Genomic DNA, 14,077 nt, shown 5'->3' with positions numbered 1-14,077 from the left:
CATCGGGGTCCGGGATGCGTAGGCCACCCTACGCCCCGGATCGCGCGAGCGAGAGCGGGGTTGCGCTCAGGGGCCCGCGGGCGGGGAGGTCGCGTGCCGCGTCACGGAGCTCGCCCGGTTCGGTGGATCGACGGCGTCGGAGTCCGGAGCGGCGCGGTGCTTGCTCCGGCGGGAACGGACGTCGCCGAGGCGGAGGAGCGACCGATGAAGACGGATCGGCGGGTCGTGCGCCGGGTCCGCCCCGAGCGAGGACCGGGGCGTCGTGCGGCGGGCGACCGCCCTCGACCTCGGGCTGCCGCGGGACGAGCTGCGGAGGATCGCGGGGTCCCCGTGCCCGGACGCTCGGACGGCGGCGCGCGCTCGGATGCAGGCGATCTCGGCCGCGCCACGGGGCGCTCCGGGGTGGAGGCGGCGACCGGGCCGTCACGCCGTGCTCGCGACGGCGATCTCTCGTTCGACAGGCCCTAGAGCGTGGTGGTCGTCGAGACCACTCCGTGCGCCACGTCGCGGAGCTTCGCGCCCGTGCGACGGGCGTGCCCCGAGCAGGGTGAACGCCTTGTCCACGCTGATGTTCTGCCGCTCGGCGAGCACGCCCTTGGCCTGCTCGATGACGACGCGGGAGTCGAGGGCCCGCTACGGCTGGGCGGCGATGTCGTTCTGCTCCCGCAGCGTCTCGCTGAACACGAGGCCGAGGGTCGCGACGTCGGCGAGCGCCTGCACCACGGCGATGTCGTTGTCGCCGAAGGGGCCGGGCTCCTTGGTGAAGAGGTTGATCGCGCCCAGGGTGCGGTCGCGGTGGCGCAGCCAGTCGCGTGCACGGCGCGGAATCCGCGCTCGAGGGCGGTGCGGGAGAAGTCGGGCCAGCGGTCGGTCGCGGCGAGGTCGGCCGGGTCCCGGCCGCTCTCCGCCGTGGAACGCCTCGGGCTGCGGGCCCTCCGGGGTCGTTGCCCAGCTGCTCCTCCTCGAGCTCGGCGGCGCGCTCGCTGGTCGAGGCCGCGGCGTGCAGCACTCCGTCGGCGTCGGCGAGCACGATGCCGGCGTCGGCCGCCGCGGTGAAGCGCGTCGCGGCCTGCACGAAGCGTGTCGATGCGTGTCGATGACGTCGTGCTCGGGGCGCGGGGCGTCGGCGAGCGCGGCGAAGACGTCGGCGAGGCGGGCTTCGCGATCGGAGGAGGTCATGCATCGAGGGGTAGGGACGGCGGCGCTGGGAGGGGGAACCCCGGTTCCGCGACCGCTTCGCTTCCCGTCCGAGCGGCCGCGTCCGCGCGAGTGCGGACGGGGTGGCAGTGCCAGACGATCGTCGTGGAGTCAGCGGTCTCCACACATCTGAGGACCCCGATTTACAGTCCTCACATCCCCGGTGGAGAGCGCGCGACCGGCTCGGAGCGCGAGGCCCGCCGGAGGACGGGGAGTCGATCATGTCGAGGGGACGACGTAGCGCCGGGGCGGTTCGCGCGATTCGTGAAGTGGGTGCCGCGCGCCGACGGCTGGGAGCCCCAGTACCTGCGCGGCCGGGTCCTGGCAAAGAAGGACGGCGAGTGGATCGTCTCGGTCGACGGCCAGGAGACCCGCGTGATCAAGAGGGGTGGAGCGTCTACCGCTGACGCTCCCGGGCGAGGACGGAGGGGGGGGCGTGATGCTGCCCGATCGGCGCAGCCCGAGGTCCGCGAGGACGCGGCCGGGACTGTTCGTGCTGGAGCTGCGGCGCACGCTGACGCGGCCGGCGGAGGAGCTGGGCGTCGTGGTGCGGACCGGCGGGACCTGGACGGCGCTGAGCCTGGAGGGCGTGGCGGCGGGCGTGGACACGTTCCACGAGGCGGTGTCGGCGCTGGCGCGGCCTTGACGCCGTCCTGCAGCCGAGGTCGGGAAGCGCGGAGAGCGCCCGGACGACGGATTCCGAAGCCCTGCCGACCTCGGTCGCGTACTCGAACGTGGCGGCCCGGCCGCTGCACGCCGATGACGGTGAGCGCGATCGATCCGCTGGTGCCCTGCGCGGCGGTCGGCGACGACTCCGGGAGCCGCAGGGTCAGGCGGAGGTGATCCGTCGCTCCGACCGCGAAGGCGGGGGGCGGGCGGGTCGATCCGGGCGGTGGCGGGCCGGTCCGGCGCGATCGGAGTGATCGTGCCGCCGCAGGTCGCGCCGTCGGTCGACCAGGAGCTGGGAGCAGCGGTCGAGCGCGATCTGCAGGCCGTCGGAGCTGCTCGCCCCCACGACGGGGGCCGAGGACTCGAGCTGCGGGGCCGCGACCGCGACGGTGCCCGTGTTGGTGACGTCGACGAGGCGGCGCGCGGTGCCTCCGGGGACGAGCCCGGTCACGGCGACGGGGACGGTCGTGGTGGCGGTGGCGCTGAACGAGACGGTGACGACTCCGGCCGCGCGCCCGCGACGGCCGTGTCGCGCGCGTCGAAGAGGGCGGTGGCCGTGGCGGCGCCGCCGAGGACGAGGGCGGCGGCGAGACCGGCGGCGAGCAGCATCCGGCGGCGGGGGCGCTGGGCGCGGTGGGCGGCGCGGCTCACGAGGAGGCCTCGGCGGCGGGCTCGGGCTGAGCGGCCGCTCCGGCTGCGGGAGCGGATGCCGACGCGCTCGGCCTCCGCCAGATGACCACCAGCACGGCCGTGACGACCAGCGCCCCGCCCGCCGCGAACAGCGCGGCGCGCCTCCGGTGTCGTCAGCGCGATTCCCGGCCAGCCGAGCAGCGGCACGACGGCCTCCTCGCGCCAGACGCGGTCGTCGGCGATCGTGAGGATCAGGTCGGCGGCGGCGTTGTTGTCGCCCTTCGTGGTCAGGGCGAGCTCTCCGGCGTCGTGGTCGCGCAGCTGCGCCGCCTCCTCCTCGGAGTAGACGGAGGTCACCCGGTGGATCACACGGCGCGAGGAGGCGGTGGGGTCGGTGAAGACGACCACGTCGCCCGCGCGGATCTCGGACTGCGCGGCGGGCATCGTGACGGCGAGCGAGCCCACGGGCATGCCGGGGGCCATGGAGTTCGAGAGCACGGGCACGAGGCGGATCACTCCGAGGGCCGAGAGGGCGAACGCGCGACGCCCGCGAGGGCGAGCAGGACGACGAGCACGCCGGCGAGGGCGCCGAGCAGACGGCGGATCACGCGGACTCCTCCCGGCGGCGGCGGACGAGCGGAACACCGGCGCCGAGCGCGAGCAGCGCGCCGAGCAGGGCGGCGCCGAGGTCGCGGCCGGTCACGGCCAGGCCGCCGGGGGAGGCGGGCTCGGCGCCGGGGATCGGATCGGCGATCGGCGCGCCGGATTCCGCCTCCGCTCCCGCCACCGAGAACACGACCCGGAGCGACCCGGCCGCGTTCTCGAGCGCGTTCCCCGCCGACTCCGGGAACGCGACCCGCACTCGGACGCCCACGGTCGCGCCCTCGGCGATCGGCCGGGCGGTCTCGGGCGGCCGAGGGCTGCGGCGGGGCCGGAGCCCAGGGGCACGTCACCCGACGCGCAGGTGAAGCGCTCGACGGTGCGGCCCTCGGGAGTCACCTGGGGCACGGCGTCGAAGGGGAAGTCGCAGAGGTCGACGGCGAGGCGGAGGCCGTCCTCGTCGGTGAGCAGCGGGCCGTCGAGGTCGAAACCGACCGCGAGCGCGTGCGCGGTGCTGTCGGTGTTGGTCACCTCGGCGGCCCACTCCGAGGAGTCGCCCGGGGCGAGGTCGGCGAGGGCGAGCGTGGAGGAGGAGCGCTCGCGCACGTCGAGGACGTCGCGCTGCTCGGCCGCTCGCCGCGGGCGCGAGGAGGACCGTCGCGAGGACGGCTCCGAGTGCGCGGGCGGCGTGCATGGTGACTCCGGGGGAAGAAGGGGGTCCGCGCCCGACCGGGGAGGCCGGGCGCGGACAGGAGGATGACTGCTGGATGCCGTCGCGCTGGATCGCGGCAGCGGTGTACTCGATGGTCGCTGCGGCGTTCTCGTAGTCGTTGTCGGCCTCGGTCGGAAGGACGAGCTCGACGAGCGAGTTCAGGGTCGCGCCGTTGCCGGTGTCGACGGGGAACGTGCCCTCGGTGGTCGCGGTCAGGCCGAAGTCGGCCGGGGTGAAGTCGATCGCGTTCGCGAGGCCGTCGAGGGTCGACAGCTTGCCCGTGGACGTGACCGTCGTGGTGCCGGCGCAGTCGTACGGGCCGGCCTCCGGCGGCGTCGTCGTTGGTCCAGGCGACGGAGCAGGTGAGCAGGCGGTAGTCGAGGCCGTCCGCCCCGTCGACGAGCGACTCGCCCGCGCCGGCGAGATCCGGGTCGTCGGTGCCGAGGGTCTCGGCCGTGACGTCCTGGTAGAAGCGGACGGACTCGACGAGGTCGCCGTCGTTCGTCGCGTTCGGCAGCTCGATCAGGAGCGGGCGCTGCACCGTGTCGCCGGGGGCGATGTCCTCGATCTCCCAGTCGCCGGTGGCGACGATGTCGAGCTGACCCGCGTCCACGGTCGTGACGGCGGTGTCGGAGTCGGTGAACACGGCGAACGCGCCGGCGCCGGCGAGCGCTCCCGGCGAGCAGGACACCTCCGGTGAGGGCGATCTTCTTCCACGGGGTGGTGCGGGTGGGTCGGGGTGCTGCGGAGGTCATGGCGACCGTTCCTCTCTGGTCAGTGCCCGGTGCGGGCGTGGTCTCCTTTCGCAGGACTGCGCAGAGGGAAGCTGTGGGGGCGGGCGGGCATCAGCAGCCCCTCGCCGAGACGACGGCCGGAGTGGTCACGGCGGTCGAGGCGGGTGAGGCGACGCCGAGCCAGCGCTGCAGGTCGGGGCGGATCCGCCACTGGTAGCCGCGGCCCTCGCCGACCCGGTCGTCGGTGAACGAGGTGGCGGAGGCGGCGGGAGTGGCGACCACGGTCCACGCGCCGGGCGTCGTGCCCGAGGGTGCGGCGCTCGAGCGTCCAGCCCGTGGTGCCGGCGACGGCGCCCACGAGACGAGCACCGTGGGCCGGTTGGCCGTGCAGCTCGCGACGGGGGTCGCGACGACGGCCGAGCGCGTCCGGGTGCCCAGGCCCCACCAGCCCCGCTCGTGGCGTCGGTGTCGTGGAACCCGCGGCGGGTGAGGGGCAGCGGATCCACGGACACGGTGATCGTGGACGCCGCCGTGAGCGCGCCGTCGCTGAGCGTGTAGGCGATCGAGACGGTCCCGGTCCAGCCGTCGGTCGAGAGTGTAGGGGTGGGCTGCCGCACGGCGCTGCCGCGGGCGGCGGCCTGGGCCGTGAAGGAGAGGGTGGTTCCCGCGTCCTCGTCGGTGTCGTTCGCGAGCGGCGAGATCGCGACGGGCGCGCCTCCGGCGGTCGCGACCGCGCGGTCGGCACGGGCGATCGGCGCGTGGTTCACCGCGGTGACCGTCACCGTGACGCGCACGTTCCAGGTGCCGTAGGTGCTCTGCAGCGCGTAGTCGAAGACGTCGGTGCCGACGAAGGCGGCGATCGGGCGGTACGTGCACTGTCCGCGCGTCGCTCCGGTGTCGACGCAGGTGACCGACCCCTGCACGGGAGTGGCGGGCGCGGGCGACGCCGCGCCTCCGATGCTCTTGGGTGTCGCCGAGAGCTGCGCCCGCGAGAACGTCGCGCCGGTGGCGACCGCCCCGTCGTTGGCCAGCACGTCGATCACGACCGAGCCGCCCTGCACCACCGTGGCGGAGTCGGCGACCGGGTCGGGCACGACCGTGATCGCCACGGAGGCGGTGCGGGTGAACGCGGGTCCCGTGGGCGGAGTGGCGGTGGCGGTCGCCGTGTTCGCGATGGTGCCGGCCGTGACGTCGGCCGCGGTGGTCGTGTAGGTCGCGGTGGCGCTGACGACCTGGCCCGGAGTGAGGCGGCCGGCGGTGCCCGGCCACGTGAAGGCTCAGCGCCGAGAGCCCGGCCTTCGGGTCGCTGATGCCGACGCTCGTGAGGGTGGTGTTGCCGGTGTTCGTGGCGCGGAACGTGTAGGTGACGACGGTGCCGGCCGCGCTGATGAACGAGGGGTTCGCCGTCTTGGTGAAGGCGAGGTCGTTCGCGCGGGTGAGCACGACGGTCTTCGAGGCGGTGGACGTGACGGCCGCCCCGCTCGGCGGCGTGCCCGTCGCGGTCGCGGTGTTGAGCACGCTGCCCGCGTCGATGTCGGCCTGCGTGATCGCGTAGCTCGCCGTCGCGGTGACCGGACTTGCCCGACTCCGAGCGAGCCGGCGGTCCCCGGCCACGCGCCGTAGGTCACGGCCGCCCGCGGGTCCGCGATGGCGACCGCGGTGAGCGGGGTGTTGCCGGAGTTGGTCAGGGTGAAGGAGTAGGTGATCCGCGCCCCGACGACGGCGGTGCCGCTGAGCGTCCCGTCCTTGGTGAGCGTGAGCCCGGGGGCGTAGCGGATGGGCGTGGTGGCGGGTGCTGGTCGCCGCTCACAGTCGCCGGAGTCGCCGCGAGCGTCCGCCCGCTGACCGTCGCCGTGTTGGTGAGCGCCGTGTTCGCGTTGATGTCGGCCTGCGTCACCGTGTACGGAGCGGAGGTGAAGGTCGCCTGCCCGCCCGGCGCGATCTGCGCGGTGGTCGGCGTGATGCCGGCGACCTTCGGGTCGGTAGACCGCGACTCGGTCAGCGCAATTGCCGGTGTTGCGGGCGACGAGGTAGGTGACCGTCTCGCCGACGTCGGCCCGGGTGTTGCCGTTGGTGTCGGCCAGCGCACCGGTCTTGGCGAGGGTGATCGCGGGGGCGGGGGTGGTGATCGGGGCGGTGACGGTGGTAGGTGTTCTCGTGATGGTGGTGGTGCCGGAGCCGCGGTGGCGGTCGCCGTGTTCACGAGTGGACCGGCCACCGCGTCGGCCGCCGTGACGACCCTGCTGCCGGTGCGGGTCATGGAGCCGAGCGGGAGGAGCGTCGTCGACGGACGTCACCACGGGGATCCTCGGGTCGCTCACTGCGACGTTCGTGAGCGAGACGAGCGTGGCGGTGTTGGTGACGACGAACTGGTCGGATCGTCTGGCCCTCGCCGTAACTCGCAGGCTGGGTGGTCGTCCGGTCGATCTGCTTGACCAGGTTGAGCGTGCCGAGGTCGCTGATCGTCGAGACCGAGACGCTGCGGATCAGGTGCGTGTCGCTGGACCCGCCCGTGGAGGCGGTGAAGCCGAGCTTGTAGGTGGCGGGTGCCGCGGTGGTCATCGTGAACTGGAGCACCTGCCTCAGCTGCGCGGCGGTCTGCCCGGCCGCCGTCCCGACGTAGACGGTGACCACGGGGAACGCGGCGGGTGACACGGTGACGCGGACCGTGCCGTCCGTAGCTCAGCGGATTGCCGAGGTTCAGGTTGATGCCGGTGCGGAGCGAGCCGCCGTCGGGGAAGACCGCTCCGCCGAGGTAGCAGTAGCCGGTGATGCCCTGCCCGGGGCCTCGGGCGACGATCGAGTTGGCGATCCGTCCCGGCGCGGCGGGCGTCGACGTGCAGCCGTCGCCCAGACCTCCGCCCGAGCTCGAGGAAGTTGCCGAAGGCGTCGAGCCCGATCCCCAGGTAGCCGCCGTTCACGCCGTTGACCGAAGTGACGGGGTTGGTGCTCCGGTCGACCGACTGGCCGTAGCCGAGGGAGCCGCCGGGAGCGCCCGACGCGGTGAGGTTCCAGAGCCGTCCGTCAAGAAGAAGCCGATGCCGTCGGCTCCGTTCAATCCGAGGGCGGAGCCGTACTGGTACTGGTCGAAGAGCACGTCGAGCCCGCCCGCGGCCGGGATCGCCTTGTTGAAGACCGCGCCGCCCTTGGCGTTGGTGCGGTTGTCGGTCAGCTGCAGGAAGCCGTTGGTCGCTCCCGTCGTCGGCGAGTTCACGCGGTTCGTGCAGACCCCGAGGTTCGACGACCCCGCGGGCGGGGCGGTAGTCGCCTTCGTGAGGCAGGCGGCATCGAGTGCCTGCCACGCCGGGTCGGGCACGCTCGTGCCGCCGAACGACTCCTGGACGAGGAGGGTGGCGGCGTCGGCTCGTTCTGCCGCGGTCGGGCCTATGACGAGGACGGCGGCGAGGAGCGCGAGGACGAGGGTGAGGGCGGTGCTGCGATGGGTGGTTCCGCGGTGCCGAAGGCGGCGCCGTGATGCGCGCACTGCCGTCATGACCCGACCCCTTCTCGCGGCTCACCGGACCGTCCGAGCTGAGCTGGATCAAGATACGGTCGCGGCAGGAGGGGCCTTGTCCCCCTAATGCGGCACGTAGGGGAGGGTGTGAGCGGTGGTTTCTCGGGGCGGAATCAGGCGGTGGTCAACCGGTGCCCACAGAGTTCTCAGGATCCGCGGCGCGACGTGTCATCGCGGCAGTGACTTCCGCGCCATTACGGGGATCGGGGCGACTGGCTGGCGCGTTGCTCGATTGGCGACGAGGGGCACCCTCTTCGACGTATGGCGGAGAACGGCAGTGCCCTGACGCGCAGATCGCGACCGCCGCTAGGGCCGCTCCTGCGCCTCGTCGGAGTGTCGGCGGGAGGCGACGGGACGCTGGAGGATCGAGCCGCCCGAGAAGGTCCTAGCTCGCGGGTGGGAATGAGTCTCTTCGGGCGAGAGTGGACGGCTGTGTCAGTCGAGGAAGTAGGACTGGATCTTCTCGTCCGTGTCGAGAATCGCTTCCGAGACGATTCCGACGTCCCGCGCCAGTTCGACCGACCCCCGCCAGCGCCACCGCGACGTCCGGGGACCATGCCCTCTCCAGCAGTGTGATGTAGCGCAGCATGCTCGTATCGAGGTCGACCAGGAGATCGCGGTGCTGACCTGCCCAGGTGCTCATCGAGTGCACGCTGGTCGTCACGGTAGCTCTCGAGCAGGGCCGCTTCGCGATTCGAGAGCGCCACCGAGACCGTGTTGTGCATAACGGTGCCGACAGTGGTGCCGATCACCGCGCCGAGCATCGGAATCGGGATGAGCGCTTGCCCGAGGAGAGATGACAGGGCGCTCACGCCGGCTTCGAGAGTGACGAGCTCGGCGTTCTCTAGGAACTCCACTTCAGAGATATCCCCTCGCCGCAGCCGGTGTGCTTGCTCTGCAACACCGAATGCGGCAGTGACCATCAAGTTGGCCGAGGCCGCGGACGTCGCTGCGAGATTCGTGAGCGAGTAGATGGTGATACCCCGAACACCGCCATCGAAGAAGCCTGACTCTCGGGAATCACGCGCTACGTCGATCCAGTCCTCGCTCGTGAGAACCACCTCTTCTTGCCGCTCCGCCGCTTCTTCCCACGGCGAGAACGAAGGCCGTCGCGCTCTCCACTCCGGCGGCCATCAAAGTTGCTCGAGCGGCTTCCGTCGCTGTGGGGCGGTTCTCCTGCAGGGCTCTGTCCCTCACCGACTGGTCGACGGCTCCGAGTGCTTGCTGTTCCGCCTCCAATGTCTCGCGATAACTCCCGCGCTGCACTTGCCTGTACTTCGAGGTGCGCCGGCTCGAGGGCTTCGATGTCGATGGATCCTGCTGAGAAGAAGGAGGTGCACCCTCTTCCAGTCCCTGTAGGAGGGTCCCTCACCGCTTCGAAGCAGAAACGCACCTGCGTCCTCGGCTGAGGTCTCGTTCAGCGTTCGGATGAGCTCGTAGTGGATCACGAGGGAGCTGGTACTTCCCGCCGTTCTTGACGAAGTCGGGGTATCTCTGCAGGTGCTCGGCGACTGCCCCGAGCCCCAAGCGGCCTCCAGCCGCAACGAACTTCTGCTGAATCCGCACGCCGCTGCGGAGGAGATCCACTGGTCCGTTGTCGTTGACCCATCGATAGGAGGGTCTTCCCCGAGGATGGCGCTACGCGCGTTGCCGATCCCGACCTCGGCGACCTCGGCGATGAAGCCGTGCATACCGTGCTCGCCTCCGCGGTTGGTACCCACCACTTCTTCCGCGATCTGGCTGAGCGCACCGCTGATGCTGTCGAGAGCGTTTCGGAGGTTCTCGTCTTGTCGGTTCAGGGCGCTCAGCACGTTCTCGAACCTGATCCGCTTGAGGTGATCGATCCAGGCGGCGACCGCTTGCTCCTGAATCCTCTTCGCGGACGCAGCGGCGTCACTCACCGACTGGGTCCTGATCGACGCGTCTATTCAAGAGTGCGGCGCAGGTTCTCGTGTTGTTGACCAGCGCGGCGAGCTGGGACTGCTGCGACACGTTCAGGGATCGGGAAGTCGACGCCGAACGTCGGTACAGCGTCGCTGTAGGCGGTCATGAGCAGTTCGCGCATGGATATGGTGCGCTGAAGGAGCTCTCCGATCTGGGCGTCGATCCGCCTCACGCGAGCAACGTTGTACTGGAGCGCGGTGATGGTCTGCTTCTTCGCCTCGCGAGTCTCGAACTTCTTCCTCGTGAAGAGAGTGACGGACGTCAAGAGAGCCGCGCCGGCGACGTGTCCAACCAACGGGGCCGGCGAGCGCGAGCAGCGGCTCCTCCAGCTGCTGTTCCGCCGCCGCCGGCCGCGAGCGCACCGCCTCCGAGCCACGCGAGAGCAGCCTGGCTGGCTGCGGCTCCGGAGAGAGTCGAGATGGCCGCACCGGTGGAGGCGGTGCCGAATGTCGTCGCGATCCATATCGCGGCGGTCGGTGCCACGCCCGCGATGGCTGTCCCGGCAGTGACCCCGACTCCGGCGCCGGTCGCCGACTTTCGTGCCGCTGCTAGATCCTGTCGAGCGAACTCCTCCTCGCCCAGGAACTCTGCCCGGTGAAGATCGATCTCTTCGAAGTCGACCTCAAACGATTTCGGGGTATTGGCGATGCTGTTCAGCAGTAGTTCCACCAGGCCGATCAGATCCGTCGCCCGCTCGCGTTGGCGAAGGAGGGACATGCCCTTGTCCGCTCATCGCCGTAAACGCTTCGTTGTACTCCGCAGTCAGCTCCTCGTACGAGTGCAGATGCCGTGCCCCGATCTTGTCCACCGCGGAGTGCTTCAGCCCGTCGGCCTGTTCGGTTAGATGTGCGGAGGTGGTCCGTGCGAGGGCGCCGATCTCGTCCGCAGCCTTGGCGAACCTTTCTCTGGCTCTGCCCAACCCGGCGCGCTCGTTGATCACCCTGTACCGCATTCCGTCCATGTCTGTACCTGAGACGACCATACCGACCACCTCGGACGCTACGGCCGAAGGGTGCGGGAAATAGTCTTTCCCGGTCGCGCCGAGCGCTTCTCCTGTCGAACCGATGCAGTTCAGGTTCCGTCGGTTCGAAGCACGATTTCGGCACGGAGAAGTCCAGCTGGAACGGCGGGGACGGAGGCATACAGCGAGCGAGTCGTGGGCGGGCACGCGGGTTCGGTGCCACGGCATCAGGGAGCGACGGGCTCCCAGGTCACATTGACGTCACTTGGCGCGACCTCCTGCAGATCCGCGAGGAAGGCGCTCCGTCAGGGTGCCGCCGAGTCGCGGCACGATCCACGTGCCCTCGCTGTCGGTCAGATCCAGATCGAACCAGTAGTGATTGCCGCGTGAGGGGTGCTCGCGTCGGAATGCCTGCTCCGGTGTCTCGTGCTCCTCGGGGGACACCGGGATCCACCTGTTGGGAAAGAGGACCTGCCGGAGCGATTGGACAGCGACGCCCCTTCGGGAGAGTTCCTCGATGACCGTGCGCACCGCGCTCTGCTTGCTGAGCGTGGAGTAGCGGCGCTCCTCCACGGTGATGTCGTACTTCGTGTAGTCGCGGCCGCCGGCCGCGCTTCCTTCGCAGCGGATGCCGCTCCCTTGGCCCGTTGCTGGATCTGGAAGTCGGTGGCTTCGGGCAAAGGGATGATCCGCTGGACATCGAGGAGTGTTTCCCCGCCGAGGACGTAGGGCACGAGCCGGAAACAGGAGATGTCGACCCCGTACTCCTGTAAGAGCCAGAGGACGGTTGCTGTGATCTCGGTGCTGAAGTCGGCTGAGGCGAGGACGATGCGAACGCGGCTCGAGAGGGTGATCAGCTCGCCTTCGTCCACCCATTCCTCTAGAGTTCTCGGGCCTCGTCCGCGGCGACGGAGTGCGTCGTCGCGTACGTCTCGACGAGATGCTCGACGGTCATGGTCGAGACCATCGCCGCGTAACGCAGGGACTGCAGTTCCATGTGGCCGCCATCGGCGGTGCGCTTCCAGCTCGATGACGACGAGACGAGCGGCACGATCGACCGCGAGCAGGTCGATCCGGCGCTGCGATCCCTCGAAGCTCCCGTACTCCTCCGCGACCAGGAGGAGGCCGTCATCCAGAACTCCGAGGTTCGAACAGGAGGAGCTTCTGGAGATCGTCTCGCTCCCGCAGGGCCAGGTCCGAGAAAGTGGTCTTAGCGACCGACTCCAGGGCGTCGTTCGATACTCGATAGAGCGCCATCGTGTTACTCCTGCGTGATCTGTGGCGTATCGGCACTGCCGCAGAACACGGCCGTTCGAGGGTCATCCGCTCACCATAGAGGCGGCACTGCGAAGAGAACAGCGCGTCATCCGCCGGCCCGCCCGGGGCAGCTGGGCTTGCCTGGGTTGCGCCGAGCGCGAGGGTCCGGGCCTTCCTGGCGTATCGGCCGCCGGGCGCCCAGCAGTGCACTCCGAAGGCGGTGTGGACTATGCCACCACGAGCGCCTTCCTCCCAGGGAAGGTTTGCCTTACTAAGCACACCCTAAGTAAGGTGAGGCGACCCTAACCCAGCCCTCAGAGAGGACCTTCATCCGTGGATCCACTACGACCCCGAGCCGCCCGCGCGTCCGCCGCGCTGCTCGCCACGATCGCCCTGGCCGGCGGGGCGCTCGCGTTCGCGCCCAGCGCCTCCGCCGCGGCCTCGCCCGGCACCATCACCGACGCCTCCTTCACCTGGGGACTCAGCAATGAGGCCGGGGGCGGCGCGTTCTTCGGCGGCTGCAACTTCCTCAGCGCGGGGACGGCCGGCGACACCGGCAGCTCGCGCGTGTGGACCGAGGCCGACGGCTTCTACAAGCAGTCCGAGGGGAACGTCTCGGTCGTGAAGCCGAACGCGTCGGGCGCGCTCGTGCCCACCAGCTGGGCGACCAAGTGCCAGACGCCGGCGGGCACGCCCGTCACGGCCGCCTCCGCAACCTCGCTCACCAAGAACGCGGTCGTCTTCGACAACGGCACCGGCACCGTCGCGGCCGACGGATCCACCGAGATCGAGTGGGACGGCTCCTTCACGGTCGCGTTCTACGGCGGACTCACCTACTGGAGCGCCAGCGACCCCGTGCTCGAGATCGACGGCTCCGGCAACGGGCAGCTCACCGCCACGGCGAGCGGCTACGGCACCGACATGAACGACCAGACCAAGTGGGTGCCGGTCGCTCCGCAGACCATCGTGCTCGCCGACATCTCGAACGCCTCGGCCGACGACGACGGCTTCACGGTCACTCCCGACTACCTGGGCGTCGCGGTCACCACGGCGGGCACTCCGCAGACGACGACCGGAGCGACCTGGGGCTCGTTCCCGCAGAGCTTCGTCGACTTCCAGAACCTGACCGGTCAGAGCAGCTACTGGTACAGCTCGGGCGGATCGCGCGACGCGGCGAAGCCCGCCGCCCCGCTGACCGTGGACTACAGCCTGACGCCGGCGACGACTCCGACCACGCCGCCCACCACGCCTCCGACGACTCCTCCGACCACCCCGCCGACGACGCCCACCGAGCCCGCGCCCGGTGAGCAGGACATCACGGTGCAGGTGCCGGCGGTGACGGCTCCGCCCGCCACCGGCAGCTTCGGCTGGGCGTTCGAGAGCACCGACGCGGTCAGCCTCGGCACGGCCACCCAGGCCGGATCGACGTTCGTCGCCACCGGCGCGCTCAACACCATCGCGGTGACCGACACGCGCTCCGGCGGCACGACTCCGTTCGGCTGGAGCATCTCGGGCTCGGTCAGCGACTTCGCGTCGGCCTCGGGCGGCTTCGACGCCGGCTACCTCGGCTGGACTCCGTCGGTCGGCAACGCGGGCAGCGGAGTGGTCGCGGGAGCGGCCGTCGGCTCGACCCTCGAGAGCGGCGCGGGCCTGTCGGACGCGGCGACGCTCGCCTCCAGCACCGCCGCGGCCAGCGCCGACGTCGACGCGGCGCTGCGCCTCGTGATCCCGACGACGACGCCCGCGGGCGACTACTCGGCGACGCTCACCGTCACGGCGCTGGGCTGATCCTGCGCTGATGGCGCGGGGTGACCCGCGCTGATCCTCCGGTGCGGGGTGACCCGCGCCGACGATCCGGT

Annotated in this window: 17 protein-coding genes and 3 pseudogenes; 2 read left to right on the top strand and 18 right to left on the bottom strand. The window is 70.9% G+C overall.

The window, feature by feature from the left end; translation table 11 throughout:
- Positions 1 to 423 precede the first annotated feature (423 nt).
- Positions 424 to 621, bottom strand: a pseudogene (locus AC0CII_RS13505) (ANTAR domain-containing protein); the annotation flags it as partial.
- Between the two features lie 12 nt (positions 622 to 633).
- Complete coding sequence (locus tag AC0CII_RS13500) at positions 634 to 1,179, bottom strand: hypothetical protein (RefSeq protein WP_465229737.1); 546 nt, start codon at positions 1,177 to 1,179, stop codon at positions 634 to 636.
- A 454-nt stretch (positions 1,180 to 1,633) separates the two neighbouring features.
- On the opposite strand from AC0CII_RS13500, the gene AC0CII_RS13495 reads away from it, so the two are divergent.
- The gene (locus AC0CII_RS13495; RefSeq protein WP_465229736.1) at positions 1,634 to 1,843 is read left to right on the top strand and encodes a hypothetical protein; all 210 of its coding nucleotides are present in this window, start codon (positions 1,634 to 1,636) and stop codon (positions 1,841 to 1,843) included.
- A gap of 183 nt (positions 1,844 to 2,026) precedes the next feature.
- Here the strand turns inward: AC0CII_RS13495 and AC0CII_RS13490 are convergent, their stop codons facing one another.
- The 16 genes and pseudogenes from AC0CII_RS13490 to AC0CII_RS13415 form a co-directional block, all read right to left on the bottom strand.
- Positions 2,027 to 2,317: a hypothetical protein gene (locus AC0CII_RS13490; protein WP_465229735.1), complete on the bottom strand. Its 291-nt coding sequence runs from the start codon at positions 2,315 to 2,317 to the stop codon at positions 2,027 to 2,029.
- Positions 2,314 to 2,994, bottom strand: a complete 681-nt coding sequence (locus AC0CII_RS13485; RefSeq protein WP_465229734.1) for a signal peptidase I — start codon at positions 2,992 to 2,994, stop codon at positions 2,314 to 2,316. Before AC0CII_RS13485 ends, AC0CII_RS13490 begins: the two co-directional genes overlap by 4 nt.
- A 106-nt stretch (positions 2,995 to 3,100) precedes the next feature.
- Positions 3,101 to 3,370 (bottom strand): hypothetical protein, encoded by a 270-nt coding sequence (locus AC0CII_RS13480; RefSeq protein ID WP_465229733.1) that lies wholly within the window; start codon positions 3,368 to 3,370, stop codon positions 3,101 to 3,103.
- A 253-nt stretch (positions 3,371 to 3,623) separates the two neighbouring features.
- On the bottom strand, positions 3,624 to 4,499 hold the full coding sequence (locus AC0CII_RS13475) for a TasA family protein (RefSeq protein WP_465229732.1): 876 nt from the start codon (positions 4,497 to 4,499) through the stop codon (positions 3,624 to 3,626).
- Positions 4,500 to 4,688: 189 nt separating this feature from the next.
- Positions 4,689 to 5,636, bottom strand: a complete 948-nt coding sequence (locus AC0CII_RS13470) for an Ig-like domain-containing protein (RefSeq protein ID WP_465229731.1) — start codon at positions 5,634 to 5,636, stop codon at positions 4,689 to 4,691.
- 238 nt (positions 5,637 to 5,874) lie between these two features.
- A pseudogene (locus AC0CII_RS13465) lies at positions 5,875 to 6,156 on the bottom strand (DUF7507 domain-containing protein); the annotation flags it as partial.
- A gap of 23 nt (positions 6,157 to 6,179) precedes the next feature.
- Positions 6,180 to 6,251, bottom strand: a pseudogene (locus AC0CII_RS13460) (DUF7507 domain-containing protein); the annotation flags it as partial.
- Positions 6,227 to 6,802 (bottom strand): DUF7507 domain-containing protein, encoded by a 576-nt coding sequence (locus AC0CII_RS13455; RefSeq protein ID WP_465230911.1) that lies wholly within the window; start codon positions 6,800 to 6,802, stop codon positions 6,227 to 6,229. The pseudogene AC0CII_RS13460 and the gene AC0CII_RS13455, both read right to left, overlap by 25 nt.
- Entirely contained in the window at positions 6,799 to 7,176 is a 378-nt protein-coding gene (locus tag AC0CII_RS13450) for a hypothetical protein (RefSeq protein ID WP_465229730.1), read from the bottom strand. The genes AC0CII_RS13455 and AC0CII_RS13450 overlap by 4 nt, the downstream gene beginning before the upstream one ends.
- On the bottom strand, positions 7,125 to 7,463 hold the full coding sequence (locus AC0CII_RS13445; RefSeq protein WP_465229729.1) for a hypothetical protein: 339 nt from the start codon (positions 7,461 to 7,463) through the stop codon (positions 7,125 to 7,127). Before AC0CII_RS13445 ends, AC0CII_RS13450 begins: the two co-directional genes overlap by 52 nt.
- Positions 7,460 to 8,035 carry a hypothetical protein gene (locus tag AC0CII_RS13440; protein ID WP_465229728.1) on the bottom strand — a complete coding sequence of 192 codons (576 nt, stop codon included), beginning with the start codon at positions 8,033 to 8,035 and terminating at the stop codon, positions 7,460 to 7,462. The genes AC0CII_RS13445 and AC0CII_RS13440 overlap by 4 nt, the downstream gene beginning before the upstream one ends.
- A 1,214-nt stretch (positions 8,036 to 9,249) precedes the next feature.
- The gene (locus AC0CII_RS13435; RefSeq protein WP_465229727.1) at positions 9,250 to 9,957 is read right to left on the bottom strand and encodes a hypothetical protein; all 708 of its coding nucleotides are present in this window, start codon (positions 9,955 to 9,957) and stop codon (positions 9,250 to 9,252) included.
- Positions 9,958 to 9,980: 23 nt separating this feature from the next.
- Positions 9,981 to 10,265, bottom strand: a complete 285-nt coding sequence (locus AC0CII_RS13430; RefSeq protein WP_465229726.1) for a hypothetical protein — start codon at positions 10,263 to 10,265, stop codon at positions 9,981 to 9,983.
- The gene (locus tag AC0CII_RS13425; RefSeq protein ID WP_465229725.1) at positions 10,262 to 10,717 is read right to left on the bottom strand and encodes a hypothetical protein; all 456 of its coding nucleotides are present in this window, start codon (positions 10,715 to 10,717) and stop codon (positions 10,262 to 10,264) included. The genes AC0CII_RS13430 and AC0CII_RS13425 overlap by 4 nt, the downstream gene beginning before the upstream one ends.
- A gap of 505 nt (positions 10,718 to 11,222) precedes the next feature.
- A complete protein-coding gene (locus tag AC0CII_RS13420; protein ID WP_465229724.1) occupies positions 11,223 to 11,405 on the bottom strand; it encodes a hypothetical protein in 183 nt (60 codons plus the stop codon).
- 436 nt (positions 11,406 to 11,841) lie between these two features.
- Entirely contained in the window at positions 11,842 to 12,093 is a 252-nt protein-coding gene (locus AC0CII_RS13415) for a hypothetical protein (RefSeq protein ID WP_465229723.1), read from the bottom strand.
- Between the two features lie 458 nt (positions 12,094 to 12,551).
- Between AC0CII_RS13415 and AC0CII_RS13410 the strand changes: the two genes are divergently transcribed.
- The gene (locus AC0CII_RS13410; RefSeq protein ID WP_465227421.1) at positions 12,552 to 14,006 is read left to right on the top strand and encodes a hypothetical protein; all 1,455 of its coding nucleotides are present in this window, start codon (positions 12,552 to 12,554) and stop codon (positions 14,004 to 14,006) included.
- Positions 14,007 to 14,077 lie beyond the last annotated feature (71 nt).

Source organism: Rathayibacter sp. AC182, assembly GCF_979253875.1.
Note: the sequence above shows the minus strand (reverse complement) of the source record. Positions and strands in the feature narration are given on the sequence as shown.

Coding starts and splice junctions, on each gene's coding strand:
- AC0CII_RS13440 (WP_465229728.1), bottom strand. CDS start 8,035: ATGACGGCAGTGCGCGCATCACGGCGCCGCCTTCGGCACCGCGGAACC.
- AC0CII_RS13500 (WP_465229737.1), bottom strand. CDS start 1,179: ATGACCTCCTCCGATCGCGAAGCCCGCCTCGCCGACGTCTTCGCCGCG.
- AC0CII_RS13455 (WP_465230911.1), bottom strand. CDS start 6,802: ATGACCCGCACCGGCAGCAGGGTCGTCACGGCGGCCGACGCGGTGGCC.
- AC0CII_RS13415 (WP_465229723.1), bottom strand. CDS start 12,093: ATGACGGCCTCCTCCTGGTCGCGGAGGAGTACGGGAGCTTCGAGGGAT.
- AC0CII_RS13425 (WP_465229725.1), bottom strand. CDS start 10,717: ATGTCCCTCCTTCGCCAACGCGAGCGGGCGACGGATCTGATCGGCCTG.